Below are 18,424 nucleotides of genomic sequence, written 5' to 3' on the forward strand. Positions count from 1 at the left end.
CACTGCATGCTGGTCGAGTAGCCCCGAAGGGGCGTATCGAGACCCACCCGTCCGACCGCCCCGTCTATCCTCGACGGGTGCGTCTCGTCATCGCGCGCTGCTCCGTCGACTACACCGGCCGTCTCAGCGCCCACCTCCCCCTCGCCACCCGACTGCTGCTGGTCAAGGCCGACGGCAGCGTCCTCGTGCACTCGGACGGCGGCTCCTACAAGCCGCTGAACTGGATGAGCCCCCCGTGCATCCTCAGCACCGGCGAGCCCGACGAGGACGCCCGCGCGGCCGGCGTCCAGGAGCAGTGGACGGTCACCCACCGCAAGACCGGCGACGCCCTCGTCGTCTCGATCCACGAGGTCCTGCACGATTCCGCGCACGAGCTCGGGGTCGATCCCGGCCTGATCAAGGACGGCGTCGAGGCGCACCTGCAGCGCCTCCTGGCCGAGCAGATCGATCTGCTCGGCGAGGGCCACACCCTCGTCCGGCGCGAGTACATGACGGCGATCGGACCGGTCGACATCCTCGCCCGCGATTCGAGCGGCGCCTCCGTGGCGGTCGAGATCAAGCGCCGCGGAGAGATCGACGGCGTCGAGCAGCTGACCCGCTATCTCGAGCTGATGAATCGCGATCCGCACCTCTCTCCGGTCACCGGAGTCTTCGCGGCGCAGGAGATCAAGCCGCAGGCGAGGACCCTCGCGCAGGACCGCGGAATCCGCTGCGTCGTGCTCGATTACGAGTCGATGCGCGGCGTCGACGATTCGCACACCCGCCTCTTCTAGCGCCCGCGTCCCCCTTTCCAGGGGCTCTGCGAGAATCCACGAGCGGTCGCGGAGAACAGCACGCGAAAGGCCCCGTCGACGGATCGACGGGGCCTTTCGACGATGCGGGCGCGACCTCTCGGTGCGCCCGGCGCGGCTCTACTTGTGAGCGGCGGCGTAGGCCGCCTGGACCTCGGCGGGGATGCGACCGCGGTCGGACACCTGGTGTCCGTTGGCGTTCGCCCACTCGCGGACGGCCTTGAGCTGCTTGGGGTCGCTCTTCGACGCCGAGGCGACCGAGGTCGCGGCAGCGGGGCGCGAGCCGACGCGACGGCCGTTCGAGACGAACTTCTCGAGCACGGAGTGCAGCTCGGCGATGTTGTCCGGACCGAGGTCGATCTCGTAGTTGGCTCCGTCGATGCTGAAGCGGACGGTGCCGCCGTCCCCGGAGTCGATAGGGGTTCCGTCGATATCGTCGACAAGCGTGATCTTCTGGGCCACTTTTCCTCCTGGATGTCACTGACAGGAGGAGACATTACCCCTTCTTGTCGGCGGTCGAGCACTTATCGTCGCCATTCGCCCGATTCTCCGTCGTCATCTGCGCCGATACTCAGGATAAGCGTCGCAATCCGCCTGAGAATCGGCTCATCTCTCCGGCATCCGTCGTATAGCGCACTCGGACATCGAATACGCGCGATTGTCGCGACAGATTCGAGAGATGGCGCGAACCCGGATACCGTGAAGACATGCCACGGAGGAACGGACCCCCTGCCCGCCCGTCGCGACCCGGCCCGTACCGCAACACGGCGGCCCGCGAAGCGCTCGAGGCACTGGTCGCCGACGCGACCGCGGAGGGGGTCGAGCGCCTCCTTGCCGCCTGCCTCGAGGGCTCGCTCGTCGTCGATGTGACCGGCTCGCAGCCCGGTGGCGTGCCGCACGTGCGCGTGGTCGCGACGACCACCGGCGAGCAGGTCCTCCCGCTGTTCACCTCGACCGACGAGCTGCGCGCCGCCGTCCCCCGGCAGCAGCACCCGCGCGTGCAGATGCTGGTCCTGCCCGGCCGCGAGGCGTTCGCGCTGATCCGCACCGCCGACTTCGTCGCCGTGCAGCTCGACGCCGGCTCGATCGCCCAGGTCGTCGCCCGGTCGTTCATCGAGCAGTCCCTCGACGCCCCGGCACCGTAGAGTGTTCCCCCCGACGGGGCACACCGCCGGGATCACGACGTCCCTCCGAGGGCAGGAGCCCGCCATGTCCGACACCACTCTCGCGCCCGACGCGCAGCCCGGCATCGAGGCGACCTGGAGCTGCATCCTCTTCGACCTCGACGGCACGATCACCGACTCCGCGCCCGGCATCACCGGCACCCTCGTCGACACCTTCGTCGAGCTCGGCCGCCCGGTGCCCACCCCCGTCGAGCTGCTCGCCTACGTCGGGCCGCCGCTGCTCGACGCGTTCCGCGAGCTCGGCGGGATGAGCGTCGACGAGGCGCAGGCCGCCCTCGTCGTCTACCGCCGCCGCTACAACGCGGGCGGCCTCTTCGACTCCAGCGTCTACCCCGGTCTGCCGGAGCTGCTGGCGGGCATCGCCGCTGCCGGCATCCCGCTCTCGCTCGCCACCTCGAAGCCGGAGTCCGCCGCGCGCCGGGTCCTCGAGCACTACGGCCTCGCGCAGCACTTCACGATCATCTGCGGAGCCTCCGAGGACGAGGTCCGCAGCGCGAAGGCGGACGTCGTCGAGGAGGCGCTGCGCCGCCTCCGCGAGATCGGCGTCGACCTCTCCACGCCGGTCATGGTCGGCGACCGCGAGCACGACGTGCACGGTGCCGCCGCGCACGGGGTGCCGACGATCATGGTCGAGTGGGGCTACGGCTCCCCGCTCGAGGCGGTCGGCACCATCGCGGTGGCCTCGGGCGCGGACGAGCTGCGAGCGCTCCTGCTGCCCTGAGGCCGGGCGCCCTTCCCGTCCTGCGCCCCGTACGATGAGGGCATGACTGGTCTGGGCGTCGTCCTCTCTTTCGTGCTCTTCCTCGGCGGGATCCTGGTGCTCGGCAACTCGTTCCTGCTGCCCGACCTGGCCGGGTTCCTCTTCTTCGGCGGGATCCTGATGATCTCGGCGTCGCTCGCGCTCGCCTTCCACCTGCTGCCGAAGTCGGAGTAGCGCTCGGCGCCTCGCCGGATGCCGGGGCGGCCCCGGGCGACCGGCCGGCGACCGGTCCGGCGCCGGCGCTCAGCCCAGGGAGTTCGCGTCGAGGTTGATGACGTTGCCGATGTAGACCGCCTCGCCCGCGCCGGCGACCCCCGGGTTCATCCGCAGCAGCTGCTGCACGGGGATCCCGAAGCGCTGGGCGATGTCGAAGAACGAGTCGCCCGCGACCACGGTGTAGGTGATGATCTCCCCTGCGCCGTTCGTGGCCGGCTCGCCGGTCGCTCCGGGGACCGCGCCGTTGTCGACAGCGAAGGCCGTCTCCGGGATCACCGGGACGTCGTTCGGAGTGAAGGTGACGGTCGCCTCCGGCACCGGCACGAAGACCGTGGCGGTCGACTGCGGGAGCGCGGCCGTGACGGTCGGATCAGGCGTCGGCGTCGCCGTGGCGAAGACCGTCACCGTGGGCGCCGGAGCCGGCGCGGAGCAGCCGGTGAGCACCCCCGCGGCCACCAGCGCGAGCAGTGCGCCTCCCAGAACTCGTGCGCGCATGTGCTCCCCCTCGTCGCGCCCACCCCCGGGCGCACGGATCCACCCTAGGAGACGCGCGGGGCGGGAGGTCGCCGGACTCCGCCGGGAGCGGATCCGCGGCGCGGATCAGGCGTGCGGCTCGGGCAGCAGGCGCAGCCCGCCGCCGCCGTTCGCCGCGTCCATCAGCACCTCGACCCAGGACGGGTTGATCGTGGGCTGGCGGCTGCCGGCGAAGTGGAACTGCAGCGCGATGTTCGGGTTCATCCAGAACGAGTGGCGGCCGCGAGCCCCCTCGGGCATGGAGTCGAGGGTGAGGCTGAAGCGCTCGTCGCGCCGGAACTTCGCGTAGACGACGATCTGCAGGTGCGCGAGGGTCCGGTCCTCGATCTCGATCACGGCCGGCGGTGTGCCGTAGAGGAATTGACCCATGCCGCCAGCCTATCCCTAGTCCGGCTCTTTACTAGAAGGTCTAGCTACTTCTCGGGTTCGCCGTGATCAGCGGCGTCGGCGTCGATCTCGTCGACCGCGGCGCCCATCCGGCGGAGGAAGTTGACGACGACCTCGGCCTCGCCGGCGTCGAGGTCCTCCGCGATCTCGAGCATCCGGCGGTGCATCTCCTGCAGCGTCTCGCGGACCTCCTGATCGCTGTCGACCGTCGCCTCGACGACGATGCCGCGGCGGTCGCTCGGATGGGGCTTCCGCACCAGGTGCCCGCTGCGGACGAGCCGGTCGATCAGCACGGTGGTCGAGGCGGAGGAGATCGAGAGGTGCGCGGCGAGGTCCTTCGCGCTGACGAGGTCGCCCTCCCGCTGGCGCCGCAGCAGGAACTGGATCGCGATCAGGTCGGTCTCGCCCATCGCCATCTTCTCGCGCGTGCGGCGGCGCATCGCCACCTCGGAGACCCGGTACCCGCGCATCGCGCTGAGCACCTCGACGGCACGTCGCGTCGAGGACTCGTCCGGGTACCAGTAGCCGGCGCCGCCCCGGACCGTCGTCTCGCTCATCCGGCCATCCTAGACTCGCGTGCAATCAGACCGTCTAGCGACCGGGGACCTGTGCCGGCGGCCCGCCCGCCTACGCTGGACCGGTGACCGCCACCCTCGTCGCCAAGGGCCTCTCCGGAGGCTACGCGCACCGCACCCTGTTCGACCGCCTCGACCTCACGGTCGCCCCGGGCGACGTGGTCGGCGTCGTCGGCGCGAACGGAGCGGGCAAGTCCACCCTCCTGCGCATCCTCGCCGGCGAGACCGCGCCGCTCGACGGCAGCGTCGTGCTCGCGCCCGGCGACGCCTTCGTCGGCTGGCTGCCGCAGGAGCACGAGCGCCGCGAGGGCGAGACCGTCGCCGCCTACATCGCCCGCCGCACCGGCGCCGCGGAGGCCTCGGCCGAGCTCGACGAGGCCGCCTCCGCGCTGGCCGAGCCCGACCCCGACGGTCGCATCGCCGACCGCTACGCGCTCGCCCTCGACCGCTGGCTCGCGAGCGGTGCCGCCGACCTCGACGAGCGGACCCCCGTCGTCCTCGCCGACCTCGGCCTCGCGCTCGACGCGACCGGGCGCACGAGCGGTGTGGCCGCCGACTCCCTGATGACCTCGCTCTCCGGCGGCCAGGCCGCTCGCGTCGGCCTCGCCGCCCTCCTGCTCTCCCGCTTCGACGTCGTGCTGCTCGACGAGCCCACCAACGACCTCGACCTCGACGGCCTCGAGCGGCTCGAGGCGTTCGTCCGCGGTCTGCGCGGCGGAGTGGTGCTCGTCAGCCACGACCGCGAGTTCCTCGCCCGCAGCGTCACCCGCGTGCTCGAGCTCGACCTCGCGCAGAACACCACCACCGTCTACGGCGGCGGCTACGACGCCTTCCTGGAGGAGCGCGAGACCGCGCGCCGCCAGCGCCGCGAGAAGTACGAGGACTTCGCGGACAAGAAGGAGGACCTCGTCTCGCGCGCCCGCACCCAGCGGGAGTGGTCGAGCCAGGGCGTCCGCAACGCGATGAAGAAGGCGCCCGACAACGACAAGATCCGCCGCAAGGCCTCGGCCGAGTCGAGCGAGAAGCAGGCCCAGAAGGTCCGCCAGATGGAGAGCCGCATCGCCCGGCTCGAGGAGGTGGAGGAGCCGCGCAAGGAGTGGCAGCTCGCCTTCACCATCGGCAGCGCCCCGCGCTCGAGCTCGGTCGTCTCCACGCTGAACGGCGCCGTCGCCCGCCGCGGCACCTTCACCCTCGGCCCGGTCTCGCTGCAGGTCGACGCGGGCGACCGCATCGGCATCACCGGCCCCAACGGCGCCGGCAAGTCGACGCTCCTGTCACTGCTGCTGGGCCGCTCCGCTCCCGAGGAGGGCGGCGCCTCGCTCGGCGCGAGCGTCGCCGTCGGCGAGATCGACCAGGCGCGCGGATTGCTCGCCGCCGACGTCCCGCTCGCCGACGCCTTCGAGGCGCTGGTGCCGGAGTGGCCGACCGCGGAGGTGCGCACCCTGCTGGCGAAGTTCGGCCTCAAGGCCGACCACGTCTCGCGCCCCGTCGGCGAGCTCTCGCCCGGCGAGCGGACCCGCGCCGCCCTGGCGCTGCTGCAGGCGCGCGGCACGAACCTCCTCGTGCTGGACGAGCCGACCAACCACCTCGACCTCGCCGCGATCGAGCAGCTGGAGCAGGCGCTCGAGTCCTACGAGGGCACGCTGCTGCTGGTCACCCACGACCGCCGCATGCTCGAGACCGTGCAGCTGACCCGCCACTGGCACGTCGAGGCGGGCGTCGTCACCGAGCGCTGACCTGCGCGTGCGACCTCACAGCGACGCGGCGCGCGCCAGCAGCAGGGCGCGGGTGCGCTCGTTGCCGGCCAGCGCGGCGGCGACGGCGAGCTCGGCGCGCGCCTCCTCCCGCCGGCCGAGGCGCGCGAGCAGCTCGCCCCGCACGCTCGGCAGCAGGTGCGACCCGCGGAGGACCCCGTCGGACGCCAGCCGGTCGACGACGAGCAGCGCGGAGGCGGGACCGGTCGCCATCGACACCGCGACGGCGCGGTTGAGCTCGACGACCGGGCTCGGCGACACCCGACCGAGGATCTCGTACAGCAGCACGATGCGCTCCCAGTCGGTCGCGGCCACACTCGGGGCGATCGCGTGGCACTCGGCGATCGCGGCCTGCAGCCCGTAGGGCCCGCGGCCCCTGCCCACGCGGTCGGCGCGGCGCAGCGCCTCCCGGCCGCGCTCGATCTGCCCGCGGTCCCAGCGGGTGCGGTCCTGGTCCTCGAGCAGCACCGGCGAGCCGTTGGGCGCCGTCCGCGCCGCGAACCGCGAGGCCTGCAGCTCCATCAGGGCGAGCAGCCCCAGCACCTCGGGCTCGCGCGGGAGCAGCGCGGCGAGCACGCGCCCGAGCCGCAGCGCCTCCCCCGCCACCTCCGTGCGGAGCCAGCGATCGCCCGAGGTCGCGGCGTAGCCCTCCGTGAAGATCAGGTAGACGACCCCGAGCACCGCGTCGAGCCGTGCCCGCCACTCCGCCGGGTCCGGCACCTCGAACGGCACGCCCGACGCCGCGAGCGACTTCTTCGCCCGCACGATCCGCTGCTGGACGGTCGCGACCGGCACCAGGAACAGCCGGGCGATCGCCTCCGTGCCGAGCCCGCCGACGAGCCGCAGCGTGAGCGCGATGCTCGCCTCCCGAGAGAGGACCGGGTGGCAGGCGGTGAAGACCAGCCGGAGCACGTCGTCCTCGATCGGCCGCCACTCGTCGTCGACGCTCTCCTCGAGGGTGCGGGCGAGGAGGCGGTAGCGCTCGTCGAGTGCCGTCCGCCGCCGCCAGCCGTCGATCGCCCGGCGCTTCGCCACGGCCGTCAGCCAGGCCCCGGCGTTGCGCGGGACACCGGTCGTGGGCCACTGCTCGAGCGCCTCGACCAGGGCCTCCTGCGCCAGGTCCTCGGCGAGGCCGACGTCGCCCGTCACCCGGGCGAGCGTCCCGACGATGCGCGCGCTCTCGATCCGCCAGACGGCGTCGACCCGCGCCCGGGTCTCCTCCCCGGGAGGCGCCGGCGTCATGTCAGCCGTTCTCGGCGCGGGCCTTCTCGTCCTCGCGCCAGCCGGCCTCCTTCTGGAGGTACTCGTTGTCGGCGAAGTCCGCGAAGTCGCTCTCGTCGGTGACGCGGCGCACCTCCAGCTTGTTGCCGGGAACGAGCGGGCAGCGCAGCGCCCACTCCTTCGCCTCCTCCTTCGAGGAGACCTGGATGATCCAGAAGCCGTTGAACAGCTCGTGCGTCTCGCCGTAGGGGCCGTCGGTGATCGCGGCGGGCTCGGAGGAGAAGTCGACGACGAACCCGGAGGTCGCGACGTCGTCGGCGAGCCCCTCGCCCGCGAGCAGGACGCCGGCGGTGATCATCGCCTCGTTGTACTGCCCCATCCGGGTGATGATCTCGTCGAACGGGATCGCCTCGTAGGCGGCCTTGGCGGCCTCGGTCGCGCGCATGATCAGCATGTACTTCACGGTGGTCTCCTCGGGATTCGCGGGCGCCCTCTGCGCCCTCCTACTATCCCGTCGAACGGCGCCCGCCGACATCGACATCCCCGTGAAAGAAATCCGACGAGTCGATGCCCCCGTACTGGTCGAGCAGCCCCGAAGTGCCGTCATCACGCCGGTCGAGCAGCCCCGGACTGCCGTCATCATGCTGGTCGAGCAGCCCCGGAGGGGCGTATCGAGACCTGCCGTCACCAGCAGGGCGGGTCTGCAGACCCGTCGTCTGACGCAGGTGGATCTCGATACGCCCGCTCCGCGGGCTACTCGATCAGCATGAACCGCCGACGACCACGCCGGTCGAGCAGCCCGACGGATCGGAATCATGCTGGTCGAGTAGCCCCGGAGGGGCGTATCGAGACCCACCACCCCCAGCACCCCGGCTCCGCAGACCACCCCGCGCCGCAGGTCACCCCACCGCGTCGAGCAGAGCCCGCACCACCGCGGCCGAGCGGTCCGCCGCGTCGTCCACGTGCGCCTCGAACGACCCGGGCTCGCAGAGATCCGAGATGCCGCGCACCGACACGAACGGCAGTCCGTGCACGAAGGCGGTCTGCGCGAGCGAGACGGACTCCATGTCCGTCGCCAGCGCCCCGTCGTACAGTCCGCGCACCCGCGCCACATGGTCGCCCGAGACGAAGACGTCGCCCGAGACGATCAGCCCGCGCCGCACCGTGATCGCTGCACCGCCCGGCATCGCCGCATCGAGGTCCGCGGCGAGCGCCGGCGCGTGCCCGGAGTAGCGCGCCGGCATCCCCGGCACCTGCCCCATCGCGTAGCCGAACGCCTGCGCGTCCGCATCGGTCTGCACGTACTCGTCGCCGACGACCACGTCGCCCACGCGCACCTCGGCACCGAGTCCGCCCGCCGATCCAGCGCTGATCACCAGCGGCGCGCCCCCCACCCGGAGGACCGCCGCCGTCAGCCCGCCGGCCGCGTTCACGAGCCCCACGCCGGTGCGCACGAGCAGCACCGGGTGGCCGCCGACCTCGATCGACCACTGCAGGGCGTTGCCCACCGCGACCGGCTCCGGGGCGCCGCCCGCCGCCGCGAGGAACGGCTCGGCCTCCTCGTCCATCGCGACGAGGACGATCGCCTCGACCGCGCTCACGCGGTGACCTGCTCCCACTCGTCGCGCCGCGCGAGGAACGTGCGCGCCGCGTCCTGAGCGCCCTCGAGCGAGTGGTTCGCTCCCCAGCCGCACTGCGTCTCGTTGGCGGCGGGGACCTCGGTGGCCTCGGTGATGTCGCGGAGAGTCGACTCGACCAGGTCCAGCACCTCGGCGAGCTCGGGCTCGCCCTGCAGGATCAGGTAGAAGCCGGTCTGGCAGCCCATGGGCGAGAAGTCGACGACGCGGTCGGAGTGGTTGCGCGACTTCTCCGCGAACAGGTGCTCGAGCGAGTGCACGGTCGGCATCTCGAGGTGGCCGCGGTTGGGCTGGGTGAAGCGCACGTCGTACTTGACGAGGTGGTCCCCGGCCGGAAGCGTCTTCGCGTCGGCCAGGCGCACGTAGGGCGCGGCGACGGTGCGGTGATCGAGGTTGAACGACTCGACGTTCATGCGCGGCTGATCCACGGTGGTCTCCTTCTCCTGGGGTCCCTCCATTGTCCCCCGCGCCTCCGACAGCAGCCCGAGCGCCGATCCACTGCTATCGAGGTGAGGAAGCGCCTGTCGCCATCGGCGGCGAAGGGATGCCGAGCAGCGCCGGCGGCGTGTAGATCCCCGACGGCGTCTTCGGTGCCACCGCGGGTGCGGGGTGGCCCTGCACAGGTGCTTGACCCCTGGCGAGCGCCCCTTCAGTGGTCGTGGTCCGATCCGACATGCGATCCCTCCTTCTGCTGAGGACGAGCGGCGTCGAGCCATTCGACGACGGCCCCCTCCGGGACCGATACCCAGACGCCGCGACTCCCTTCGATCCTTCCACCGAAAGTCCCGTCGGCCAGGACCTCGAACTGCACTTCGACGAAGATGTCGCGAGACTGCGGATAGGTCGAGACGAAGCTCTTCACCGACATCCATCCGCCGACTCGGCGACCGTCGGGAAGCTGCACCTTCACCCAGGTATCGACCATGGTCTGCGCGACCTTGTCCCATGCCGTCGGGATGCTCTCGTACGCCGTAGCCCGTCCGACCGGCAAGCGGATCCAGCGGAACTGCGGGCGCGCGAGCCATCGCCAGTCGGGGCGCCACCACCGCGGCCTGAAGTGCAGGACGAACGCCGCCGCGGACGGGATCAGCACCCCGAGCCACAGCAGGTAGCCGCCGACGAGCCGGGGCTCCCGCTCGAAGGAGGCGCGTGGGTCGCTCGCGAAGGCCACCAGATCGTCGCCGAGGACGACGAGGTACACCGCATCGAGGACGACGCTCACGAGGACCGCATCGAAGACGCGAGTGCTCACGTTCTGGTCGGTCCACCTGAAGCCCCTGAGCCAGAGCCGCACCGCTGCGTAGAGCACGCCCGGCACGACCAGCGCGAGCAGGATCGCCACGCCGATGGCGCTGTCGGGGACGACCATGGGCGGCTCCTTCCGCGAAGTGGACTCCCGCAAGCGTGCCGCCGTTCTTCGGGCGAGGACGATTCCGGGACGCCGATCGGAGGAGAGATTCTGGTTCCGGGCCCTGTTGAGGAGTCTGTCTCGTCGGCGTCCCCCGTTCCACTCCCCGCCGCCTCACCCCCCCCGAGATCGACGGCGGACGCGCCGGGTCGAGCACGGACGCGGTCGATCAGCGGACCGGAGTACCCGACCAGGGAGTCGCGATGGGCGCCGACACCGCTACCGCGCCGCCGCGTCCTCGCCCGGCACGAAGCGGTAGCCCATCCCCGCCTCCGTCAGCAGGAACCGCGGGTGCGCGGGATCGGGCTCGAGCTTCTTGCGCAGCTGCGCGAGGTACAGCCGGAGGTAGCCGGTGTCGGTCACGTGGGTCGGCCCCCAGATCTCGTCGAGCAGCGAGCGCCGGGTGACCAGCTTGCCCGCGTTCCGCACGAGGATCTCCAGCACCTGCCACTCCGTCGGCGTGAGCCGCACCGCGGCGCCGTCGCGCATCGCGCTCTTCGCCGCCAGGTCGACGGTCACGTCGCCGATCCGCACCGTCGGCTCGCCCTCGGCCGGCTGCACGCGCCGCGACAGGGCCCGGATGCGCGCGAGCACCTCGTCCATCGAGAACGGCTTGGTCACGTAGTCGTCGGCCCCCGCGTCGAGGGCGCCGACCTTGTCCGCCGAGCCGGTGCGCCCCGAGACGACCAGCACCGGCGCGCTCGTCCAGCCGCGCAGCGCCTGGATCACCTCGACCCCGTCGAGCCGCGGCATGCCGAGGTCGATCATGTAGAGGTCCGGCCGCTCGTCGATGGCGCGGTTGATCGCCTCGGTCCCGTCGCCCGCGGTGACCACGTCGTAGCCGCGGGCGGTCAGGGTGATCCGCAGCGCGCGCAGGATCTGCGGGTCGTCGTCGGCGATCAGGATCTTCATGCGGCTCCTCCCGAAGCATCGGCTCCCGCGGCCCGCCGCTCGGCGGCATCGGTCTGGGCGGCATCGGTCTCGGCGGCATCGGTCCGGGCGGCCGCGTCGTCCGCCACCACCGGCAGCGTCACCACCATCGTCAGCCCGCCGCCGGGGGTGTCCTCGGCCTCGAGCGTCCCGCCCATCCCCTCGGTGAACCCCTTCGACAGCGCGAGCCCCAGCCCCAGCCCGGTCGTGTTGTCGTCGTCACCCAGGCGCTGGAACGGCACGAAGACCTCCTCCCGGCGCTCGGGCGCGATCCCCGGGCCGTGGTCGACGATCCGGATCTGCGCCGTGCCGCCGAAGACGCTGGTCGACACCCGCACCCGGGTCCCCTCCGGCGCGTAGCGCACCGCGTTCGCCAGGAGGTTCACCACGACCCGCTGCAGCAGGACGCCGTCGGCGAGCAGCTCAGGCCCGTCCGGATCCAGATCGAGGTCGACCTCTCCCGGGCCGAGCCCCAGCTCGTCGAGAGCGGGCAGCACGACATCGGCCGCGTCCAGCGGCGCGAGCGACACCGCGAGCACTCCCGCCTCGAGCCGGGTCACGTCGAGCAGATCGGTGACCAGCGCGCCCAGGGTGGTGAGGCTCTCGTCCGCGGTCGCGAGCAGCTCCGCCCGGTCGCCCTCGCTCCACTCCACGTCGCGGGAGCGCAGCCCCGAGACGGCGGCGGTGGCGGCCGCCAGCGGCCGGCGCAGGTCGTGGCTGACCGCGGAGAGCAGGGCGCTGCGCATCCGATCGGTCTCGGCCAGCGGAGCCAGCGAGCTCGCCGTCTCGCTCAGCGCCTCCCGCTCGAGCGCGGAGTCGAGCTGCGCGGCGACCACCTGCAGCAGCCGCCGCTCGCTGCCCTCCAGCTCGCGGCCGTGCAGCTCGAGCTCCGCCTGCGCGCCCACCGGGATCCGCACGGGCTCACTCGCGGCCGCCGGCTCGCCGTCCGCGGCGACCACCGCGCCGTCCCGCACCAGCCGGACGCCGGTGAGGCCGAACGCCTCGCGCGCGCGCTCGAGGATCGCCTGCAGCGCACCCTGGCCGCGGATCACCCCGCCCGCGATCGTCGCGAGCAGCTCCGCCTCGGCGCCGGACCGCTTCGCCGCCCGGGAGCGCCGGGCCGCCCGGTCCACCACGGCGCTGACCAGCACCGCGTTCAGGACGTAGAGCGCGAGCGCGAGCTCGTGCAGCGGCTCGTCGACGGAGACCGTGTAGAGCGGATCGACGAAGAAGTAGTCGAGGGTCAGCCCCGAGAGGACGGCCGCGAACAGCGCGGGCCAGAGCCCGCCGACCAGCGCGACGAGCACGACGAGCAGCTGGTACGAGAGCACGTCGCTGGTGATCGACTCGTCGCTCCGCAGGCTCGCCATCAGCCAGGTGACCAGCGGCCCGCCGACCAGCGCGAGGGCCGTGCCGAGGAGCCGGCGCCGCAGTGTCAGCGCTCCGCCGAGGCGCGGCAGCACCGCCGCGCGACCGGCGGCCGAATGGCTGACGATGTGGACGTCGATGTCGCCCGACTCGCGGATCACGGTCGCGCCGATCCCTGGAGTGAGCGCCGCGGCGAGACGGCTGCGCCGGCTCACGCCGAGCACCAGCTGCGTGGCGTCCACCGAGCGGGCGAACGCGACGAGCGTGCGCGGCACGTCCTCGCCGACCACCTGGTGGTAGCTGCCGCCGAGCGACTCGACGAGCGCGCGCTGCGCCGCGAGCACCTCGGGTTGCGGGGTCCGCAGTCCGTCCGGCGTCAGCACGTGCACGGCGAGCAGGTCGCCGCCGGAGGCGCGCGCGGCGATCCGCGCACCGCGGCGCAGCAGCGTCTCGCCCTCCGAGCCGCCGGTCAGCGTCACGACCACGCGCTCGCGGGCGGCCCAGGTGCTGTCGATGCCGTGCTCGCCGCGGTAGTCGCGGAGCGCGCTGTCGACCTCGTCCGCGAGCCAGAGCAGTGCCAGCTCGCGCAGCGCGGTGAGCGTGCCGAGGCGGAAGCGGTGCGAGAGCTCGGCGTCGATCCGCTCGGGCGGGAAGACGCGGCCCGCGGCGAGCCGGTCGCGCAGCGCCTGCGGAGCGAGGTCGACGAGCTCGATCCGGTCGGCGGCGCGGAGCACGGCGTCGGGGATCGTCTCGTGCGGCCGCGCCCCGGTGATCGCCTCGACGACGTCGTTCAGCGAGGCGATGTGCTGGATGTCGACGGTCGTGAGCACGGTGATGCCGGCGTCGAGGAGCTCCGCCACGTCCTCCCAGCGCTTCCGGTGCGACGAGCCGGGAGCGTTGGTGTGCGCGAGCTCGTCGACCAGCGCGATGTCCGGTCGGCGGGCGAGCACCGCCGCCGGGTCCATCTCCTCGAGTCGCGCACCGCGGTGCAGCACCGCGCGCCGCGGGACGACCTCGAGGCCCGCGATCCTCGCGGCGGTCTCGGCGCGGCCGTGCGTCTCGACGACCGCGATCACGACGTCGCGCCCCTCATCGGCGAGCCGGCCGCCCTCCTCGAGCATCGTGGACGTCGTGCCGACGCCGGGCGCCGCTCCCAGCAGCACGCGCAGGCGGCCCTTCGTCATGCTCCGGCCCCCACTCTCGGCTCGCGAGATCGGCTCCGGCACGCACGATCGCGGCGTTCCGGCGAGCCGAAGGTGATTCTACGAGCCCGAGGTGCGCCGCGAACCTCAGCGCAGGCGGTACGCCTTCCAGAACTGGCGCATGGTCAGGCCGTACTCCTTGCGGAACAGCCGTGCGGCGGTCACGTACTCGTGCAGTCCGCACCGGGCGGCGAGCACCTCGAAGCCGTCGGGGTTGTCGGCCGCACTGATCTCCGCGGCGAGCGCCGTCAGGCGACTGGTCCGGATGTACTCGGAGAGGGTCGGTCCGTCGCTCGCGAAGAGCCGGTGGATCGTGCGGGGACTGGTGTGGAAGACCTCGGCCAGGGTGCCGACGGTGAGATCGCGCTGGGCGAGGTGGTCGCGCACGTAGCCCTCGACGTGCTCCCGGGAGAGCTTGATCCGATCGAGGTCGCCGACGGCGAGGTGCGACCGGTTCGCGAGCGACGCCTCGATCAGCCCGGTCAGCTGCGCGAGCTGCGCGCGGAACGCGTCCGGCGAGATCGAGTCCTGCGAGGCGAGCTCGTGCGAGAGGGTCTGGAACAGGCGCATCAGTCGCGGCGGCGAGATCACCTCCAGCCCGTAGAGCGGGACGGAGGCCCGGAAGCGCTCGCTCAGCTGATCGACCGGAATGCTGATGAAGATGCACTCGGTCACGTCGTAGGTCTCCGAGGACACCGGCTCACCGCCGCCCGCGATGGCGATGGAGCCCCGCGTGAGGCGATAGCGCTGAGTGCCGACGGAGATGAAGCACTCGCCCTCGATCAGCGCCACGATCTCGATGCGATTGCTTCTCGGGAATCCGAGGGAGCTCGAATCCGGAGAGGTGAAGTAATTGGCGCGCGCGGTCATCCGCTGAGCACTCACCTGATCGATGACCACCCGCTCCGACTCCGCCTCGAACGCCTCTCGACTGCGCGGATGGAATTCACCGACTCCCATCCACTCGCTGATCGCCTTCTCGGCGCCCGGACCGCTGAAGCGCTGCCGATCGATGCGGCAGGGCGAGCTCGGCCTGAGGGGGGAGTCCGTGGACGGGAGGGTCTCTTTCATCACTGCTGTTCCATCTCGAGGATCGGCTACGAGCGGCCCGGAACGGGATCCGCTCGCCACACGTCCGCGACGGCAGGACATGTGAATTCTCAAAGCCACAACCTGCTCATCCACACGGTGAACGGGGACTGCTGCGGGGTGACCGAGCGGTGAGTGTAACAGGAGAGAGGGCGCCGAATTCAAGTCCGGCGCCAATTGAGTGATTCCCCGCCGAATCAGCTGATCTCCGCCATCTTCGATTCCCCGTCTTTCCGCGGATGGATGTCTTTCTATACGCAAGCATCGACCTTTATATACGTCCTCATGAACGAAGAGCACTTTCAGGTTCCGGACATGTATCGCTGAGCCTCATCAGCCGTTCCCGCCATCTCCGATGATCCGTGCCAGAGATTTCGGGACGCCGCGCGATCGGCTCACCATCGATGTCGACCCCGCGAAAACCGCTCTGCCGCCCACGAGGCCGGTTCAGATCGTCGTCCGCCGCGACCATCGCTCGCCCTCCCCACCCACGAAAGGGACACCCGAGAATGAGACCACGACTCCGCCGCCGCCTCCTGGCCGCCGCCGCCCTCGCCGCCGCGGTCGCCGTTCCGAGCGCCGTCGCCGTGGGCGGTGCCGCACCGGCCGCCGTCGCCGACACCGCGAGCGCCGTCCCCGACCTCCGCGTCTCCTACCTCCAGCTCGGAGCGACCGGCTCGCTGGCGCAGATCGATCCGGCCGGCATCGCCGCCTCGAACGTGATCGTGTTCGCCTTCGCCGACCCGGCGAGCAGCACGGCCGATCCCGCGACCCTCGCGGCGATGCAGAAGGTCATCGACCAGGAGGCGAAGGGCACGGTGAACCTGCTCAGCCTCGGCGGGCAGACCGTCACCCGGGACACCGTGAACACCGGCACGGCGAGCGCCGTCGGCTCCCGGCTGCTCGCGCAGATCGAGGACTACAACGCGAAGCTCTCCGGCGGGAGCATCACGGGCGTCGACCTCGACCTCGAGAACGGCATCGACGCCCCGACGATCAGCGCCCTCGGCGCGACCGTGAAGGGCGCGGGCCTCTCCCTCGCCGTCGCGCCGCAGGTCTACCTGAGCAGCGGGACCGAGGTGGACCCGGCCGCGCCCACGAACCTGACCCTCACCTCCGGTGTCCACGACGGCGCGAACGACCAGTTCGGTCCGCTCCTGAAGAGCGGCACAGTCGACTACCTGCTCGCCCAGACCTACAACACCGGCGGCTGGACGGTCGGCGGCGCCGCCGAGAAGGACCCCGGCTTCTTCAGCACGATCGCCCGCGCGCTGAACAGCGCGGTGCGGTCCGACTGCTCCGCCGCCACCTCGCTGTGCATCGGCGAGGGCACGAGGATCGTGATCGGCCAGGTCAGCAACGCCGGCGCCAGCGGCACCGCGAACAACGTCTTCGGCGGATCCGGCGCCGCCGCCTACGACCAGGCCGCGGTGCTCGCCGACCTCGCCGCGCAGTGGAAGGCGATGAAGGCGAAGCCCGAGCTCTACGGTCACGTGACCGGCGTGATGCAGTGGTCGCTCAACAACGACTACGCGCCCGCGGCCTGGGGCGACGCCTCGGCCGTCCCCGGCGCCTTCAGCGTCGCGCTCTTCGGGGCGGCCGCGCCGGCACCGGCTCCGTACTTCCTCCTCCAGGTGAGCAACACCGGCCCGGACAGCCCCGACTCGGGCGCCTACGCCTCGGCCACGCTCGTGGTCGACGGTCAGTACTGGATCTTCGGCAACAAGTGGGGCTCGGCACTGAGCCCGGGCGCCAACGAGTCGTTCGGCACCTCGGCGTCCGCCAAGAACCCCGCGACCCCGTACGTGATCAACAGCAGCAGCCTCGACTCGATCTTCAGCGGCGGGAAGAAGTCCTTCACCACCTCGCAGGTGCTGATCAACGGCTACTCCGCGCAGAGCGACGTCGCCTCACCGGGTGAGCAGTACGCCTGCCCGGTCGGATCGGGCTACACGTTCGAGGCCGGGCACTCCTACAACGTGCAGGTCAACGCGAACTCGGGCTTCAAGTCCTGCGCCATCTCGAAGGTCAACTGACCCTTCCCGCACTCCTCGGGCGGGCCGCGCCGTTCCCACACTCCGCTGCGGCCCGCCCGAGGTCGCGACCGGACCCCTTCCGGTCGCCTTCCCGTCCTCCGCGTCGTCTCGACCCGGAGGACCACGAATGAGAGGAACACCCCCATGTCCCGTCACCTGCTCCCCAAGGCGATCGCCGGAGTCGTCCTCGTGGCCGGCGTCCTGACCGGTTGCGCGCCGGCCACCGGAACCGCCTCGCAGTCGTCCACGAGCTCCAGCTCCGCCGCCGCGAAGACCACGGCGCCGTCGACGGTCGCGCCGGCCGGCGAGAGCCGCGAAGGCGCGTTCGAGGGCCTCAACGGCAAGAAGGTCGCCGGCACCGCGACCGTGTCGGGAAAGACGGTCGACCTCAGCGGCTTCTCCTCCGACGAGGGCCCGGACCTGCACCTCTACCTGACGAACGGAACCGACGAGAAGGCCGTGAGCGCCGGAGTCGAGCTGGGCCCGGTCTCCTACGACACGAAGACCCAGAGCTTCGACGTGGGCGACGCCGCCGACTACACCTACGTCGTCGTGCACTGCGACAAGGCGAAGGCCGTCTTCGGCGCGGCGAAGCTCTCGTGACGCGGCCCGGGTGGCGCTGGGCGGCCGCGGCCCTGGGCACCGCCGTCCGCGTCGCCCTGGGCCTGCTCTGGATCAACGAGGGCGCGATCAAGCTGCGATCCGGATTCGGGGCCTCCGACATCCTCCTCGTCGCCGACGGCGCTGCGGAGAACGGGCGGGTGCCCGACTACTTCCAGCTCTTCGCGTCGACGATCCTGCACGATCAGGCCGGCCTCTTCGGCTTCGTCACGCCGCTCGTCGAGATCGGGCTGGGCGTCGCGCTGATCGCGGGGATCCTCACCGCGCCGGCCGCGCTCGCCTCGCTCGCGACGCTGCTGATGTACTGGTCGGCCGATCAGCTCATCGACGAGTACCCGGTGATGGCGCTGCTCTCGGGCCTCGTCCTCGCCTTCGCGGCGACCTGCTCGCAGATCTCCGCGACCGGTCTCCTCGTCCGCATCCTGCGGACCCGCAACCGCACCCTGGCCGGCGTCCTGGAGCGGCCGGGCCTGCGCCGCTGGCTCTGACGACGGCGCTGCAGAACACGGGGACCCCGGAACGAGCTCGGCTCGTACCCGGGGTCCCCTCTTTCATGTCTCCTCCTGAGAGCGGTCTCACCCAGCACTGGCGCGGAGGCACCGGGGGAAGGTCACGGTTGGGCAACGCCGCGGATCGATCTCCCGTCGCGCTTTACAGACCGGTGCACGCGCAATATGTTGTCTCCGTGGACAAAGCCCCTCGGGGCTCCCC

20 protein-coding genes are annotated in these 18,424 nt (G+C 71.8%); 8 read left to right on the top strand and 12 right to left on the bottom strand.

Annotated features, from left to right (window positions below):
• Positions 1–77: 77 nt before the first annotated feature.
• Entirely contained in the window at positions 78–773 is a 696-nt protein-coding gene (nucS, locus tag C1I64_RS15980; RefSeq protein ID WP_127887888.1) for an endonuclease NucS, read from the top strand.
• 138 nt (positions 774–911) lie between these two features.
• Here the strand turns inward: nucS and C1I64_RS15985 are convergent, their stop codons facing one another.
• A complete protein-coding gene (locus tag C1I64_RS15985) occupies positions 912–1,253 on the bottom strand; it encodes a histone-like nucleoid-structuring protein Lsr2 (RefSeq protein WP_123447211.1) in 342 nt (113 codons plus the stop codon).
• Between the two features lie 245 nt (positions 1,254–1,498).
• Between C1I64_RS15985 and C1I64_RS15990 the strand changes: the two genes are divergently transcribed.
• The 3 genes from C1I64_RS15990 (at position 1,499) to C1I64_RS20190 (ending at position 2,909) form a co-directional block, all read left to right on the top strand.
• Complete coding sequence (locus tag C1I64_RS15990) at positions 1,499–1,936, top strand: SseB family protein (protein ID WP_123447212.1); 438 nt, start codon at positions 1,499–1,501, stop codon at positions 1,934–1,936.
• Between the two features lie 64 nt (positions 1,937–2,000).
• Positions 2,001–2,696 carry an HAD hydrolase-like protein gene (locus C1I64_RS15995; RefSeq protein WP_127887889.1) on the top strand — a complete coding sequence of 232 codons (696 nt, stop codon included), beginning with the start codon at positions 2,001–2,003 and terminating at the stop codon, positions 2,694–2,696.
• Positions 2,697–2,738: 42 nt separating this feature from the next.
• On the top strand, positions 2,739–2,909 hold the full coding sequence (locus C1I64_RS20190) for a hypothetical protein (RefSeq protein ID WP_164874567.1): 171 nt from the start codon (positions 2,739–2,741) through the stop codon (positions 2,907–2,909).
• Positions 2,910–2,978: 69 nt separating this feature from the next.
• Here C1I64_RS20190 and C1I64_RS16000 read toward each other — a convergent pair whose 3' ends face one another.
• The 3 genes from C1I64_RS16000 to C1I64_RS16010 all read right to left on the bottom strand — a co-directional run bounded on the left by C1I64_RS16000 (position 2,979) and on the right by C1I64_RS16010 (position 4,429).
• Positions 2,979–3,446, bottom strand: a complete 468-nt coding sequence (locus C1I64_RS16000; RefSeq protein WP_123447215.1) for a LysM peptidoglycan-binding domain-containing protein — start codon at positions 3,444–3,446, stop codon at positions 2,979–2,981.
• 105 nt (positions 3,447–3,551) lie between these two features.
• Positions 3,552–3,854: a DUF7882 family protein gene (locus tag C1I64_RS16005; protein ID WP_123447216.1), complete on the bottom strand. Its 303-nt coding sequence runs from the start codon at positions 3,852–3,854 to the stop codon at positions 3,552–3,554.
• Between the two features lie 44 nt (positions 3,855–3,898).
• Positions 3,899–4,429 carry a MarR family winged helix-turn-helix transcriptional regulator gene (locus C1I64_RS16010; RefSeq protein ID WP_123447217.1) on the bottom strand — a complete coding sequence of 177 codons (531 nt, stop codon included), beginning with the start codon at positions 4,427–4,429 and terminating at the stop codon, positions 3,899–3,901.
• An 83-nt stretch (positions 4,430–4,512) separates the two neighbouring features.
• Between C1I64_RS16010 and C1I64_RS16015 the strand changes: the two genes are divergently transcribed.
• The gene (locus C1I64_RS16015) at positions 4,513–6,183 is read left to right on the top strand and encodes an ABC-F family ATP-binding cassette domain-containing protein (protein ID WP_127887890.1); all 1,671 of its coding nucleotides are present in this window, start codon (positions 4,513–4,515) and stop codon (positions 6,181–6,183) included.
• Between the two features lie 15 nt (positions 6,184–6,198).
• Here C1I64_RS16015 and C1I64_RS16020 read toward each other — a convergent pair whose 3' ends face one another.
• The 8 genes from C1I64_RS16020 to C1I64_RS20195 all read right to left on the bottom strand — a co-directional run bounded on the left by C1I64_RS16020 (position 6,199) and on the right by C1I64_RS20195 (position 15,119).
• Positions 6,199–7,443: an RNA polymerase sigma factor gene (locus C1I64_RS16020; protein ID WP_127887891.1), complete on the bottom strand. Its 1,245-nt coding sequence runs from the start codon at positions 7,441–7,443 to the stop codon at positions 6,199–6,201.
• 1 nt (position 7,444) lies between these two features.
• On the bottom strand, positions 7,445–7,885 hold the full coding sequence (locus C1I64_RS16025; protein WP_127887892.1) for a YciI family protein: 441 nt from the start codon (positions 7,883–7,885) through the stop codon (positions 7,445–7,447).
• A 436-nt stretch (positions 7,886–8,321) separates the two neighbouring features.
• Positions 8,322–9,023, bottom strand: a complete 702-nt coding sequence (mtnN, locus tag C1I64_RS16030) for a 5'-methylthioadenosine/S-adenosylhomocysteine nucleosidase (RefSeq protein WP_127887893.1) — start codon at positions 9,021–9,023, stop codon at positions 8,322–8,324.
• Entirely contained in the window at positions 9,020–9,517 is a 498-nt protein-coding gene (locus tag C1I64_RS16035) for an S-ribosylhomocysteine lyase (RefSeq protein WP_244209506.1), read from the bottom strand. Before C1I64_RS16035 ends, mtnN begins: the two co-directional genes overlap by 4 nt.
• Positions 9,518–9,708: 191 nt before the next feature.
• On the bottom strand, positions 9,709–10,428 hold the full coding sequence (locus C1I64_RS16040; RefSeq protein WP_127887894.1) for a DUF6338 family protein: 720 nt from the start codon (positions 10,426–10,428) through the stop codon (positions 9,709–9,711).
• Positions 10,429–10,686: 258 nt separating this feature from the next.
• Positions 10,687–11,379, bottom strand: coding sequence for a response regulator (locus C1I64_RS16045; protein WP_123447224.1), 693 nt, complete (start codon positions 11,377–11,379; stop codon positions 10,687–10,689).
• Positions 11,376–13,949: a DUF4118 domain-containing protein gene (locus tag C1I64_RS16050; RefSeq protein ID WP_127887895.1), complete on the bottom strand. Its 2,574-nt coding sequence runs from the start codon at positions 13,947–13,949 to the stop codon at positions 11,376–11,378. The genes C1I64_RS16045 and C1I64_RS16050 overlap by 4 nt, the downstream gene beginning before the upstream one ends.
• Before the next feature lie 105 nt (positions 13,950–14,054).
• Positions 14,055–15,119, bottom strand: coding sequence for an AraC-like ligand-binding domain-containing protein (locus C1I64_RS20195; RefSeq protein WP_341867848.1), 1,065 nt, complete (start codon positions 15,117–15,119; stop codon positions 14,055–14,057).
• 446 nt (positions 15,120–15,565) lie between these two features.
• On the opposite strand from C1I64_RS20195, the gene C1I64_RS16060 reads away from it, so the two are divergent.
• The 3 genes from C1I64_RS16060 (at position 15,566) to C1I64_RS16070 (ending at position 18,201) form a co-directional block, all read left to right on the top strand.
• On the top strand, positions 15,566–17,092 hold the full coding sequence (locus tag C1I64_RS16060; protein ID WP_127887897.1) for a glycoside hydrolase family 18 protein: 1,527 nt from the start codon (positions 15,566–15,568) through the stop codon (positions 17,090–17,092).
• A gap of 144 nt (positions 17,093–17,236) precedes the next feature.
• The gene (locus tag C1I64_RS16065) at positions 17,237–17,695 is read left to right on the top strand and encodes a DM13 domain-containing protein (protein WP_123447228.1); all 459 of its coding nucleotides are present in this window, start codon (positions 17,237–17,239) and stop codon (positions 17,693–17,695) included.
• Positions 17,692–18,201 (top strand): DoxX family membrane protein, encoded by a 510-nt coding sequence (locus tag C1I64_RS16070; protein WP_208645148.1) that lies wholly within the window; start codon positions 17,692–17,694, stop codon positions 18,199–18,201. Before C1I64_RS16065 ends, C1I64_RS16070 begins: the two co-directional genes overlap by 4 nt.
• Positions 18,202–18,424 lie beyond the last annotated feature (223 nt).

Origin of the sequence: Rathayibacter festucae DSM 15932, assembly GCF_004011135.1 — a bacterium.
GTDB classification, from domain to species: domain Bacteria; phylum Actinomycetota; class Actinomycetes; order Actinomycetales; family Microbacteriaceae; genus Rathayibacter; species Rathayibacter festucae.

Bases quoted from the DNA above. Each gene is read 5' to 3' on its own strand.
- C1I64_RS16045 (WP_123447224.1), bottom strand. From the start codon at position 11,379: ATGAAGATCCTGATCGCCGACGACGACCCGCAGATCCTGCGCGCGCTG.
- C1I64_RS15990 (WP_123447212.1), top strand. From the start codon at position 1,499: ATGCCACGGAGGAACGGACCCCCTGCCCGCCCGTCGCGACCCGGCCCG.
- C1I64_RS16060 (WP_127887897.1), top strand. From the start codon at position 15,566: ATGAGACCACGACTCCGCCGCCGCCTCCTGGCCGCCGCCGCCCTCGCC.
- C1I64_RS16040 (WP_127887894.1), bottom strand. From the start codon at position 10,428: ATGGTCGTCCCCGACAGCGCCATCGGCGTGGCGATCCTGCTCGCGCTG.
- C1I64_RS16010 (WP_123447217.1), bottom strand. From the start codon at position 4,429: ATGAGCGAGACGACGGTCCGGGGCGGCGCCGGCTACTGGTACCCGGAC.
- C1I64_RS16065 (WP_123447228.1), top strand. From the start codon at position 17,237: ATGTCCCGTCACCTGCTCCCCAAGGCGATCGCCGGAGTCGTCCTCGTG.
- C1I64_RS16000 (WP_123447215.1), bottom strand. From the start codon at position 3,446: ATGCGCGCACGAGTTCTGGGAGGCGCACTGCTCGCGCTGGTGGCCGCG.
- C1I64_RS20195 (WP_341867848.1), bottom strand. From the start codon at position 15,119: ATGTCCTGCCGTCGCGGACGTGTGGCGAGCGGATCCCGTTCCGGGCCG.
- C1I64_RS16035 (WP_244209506.1), bottom strand. From the start codon at position 9,517: ATGGAGGGACCCCAGGAGAAGGAGACCACCGTGGATCAGCCGCGCATG.
- C1I64_RS16050 (WP_127887895.1), bottom strand. From the start codon at position 13,949: ATGACGAAGGGCCGCCTGCGCGTGCTGCTGGGAGCGGCGCCCGGCGTC.
- C1I64_RS16005 (WP_123447216.1), bottom strand. From the start codon at position 3,854: ATGGGTCAATTCCTCTACGGCACACCGCCGGCCGTGATCGAGATCGAG.
- C1I64_RS20190 (WP_164874567.1), top strand. From the start codon at position 2,739: ATGACTGGTCTGGGCGTCGTCCTCTCTTTCGTGCTCTTCCTCGGCGGG.
- C1I64_RS16020 (WP_127887891.1), bottom strand. From the start codon at position 7,443: ATGACGCCGGCGCCTCCCGGGGAGGAGACCCGGGCGCGGGTCGACGCC.
- C1I64_RS15995 (WP_127887889.1), top strand. From the start codon at position 2,001: ATGTCCGACACCACTCTCGCGCCCGACGCGCAGCCCGGCATCGAGGCG.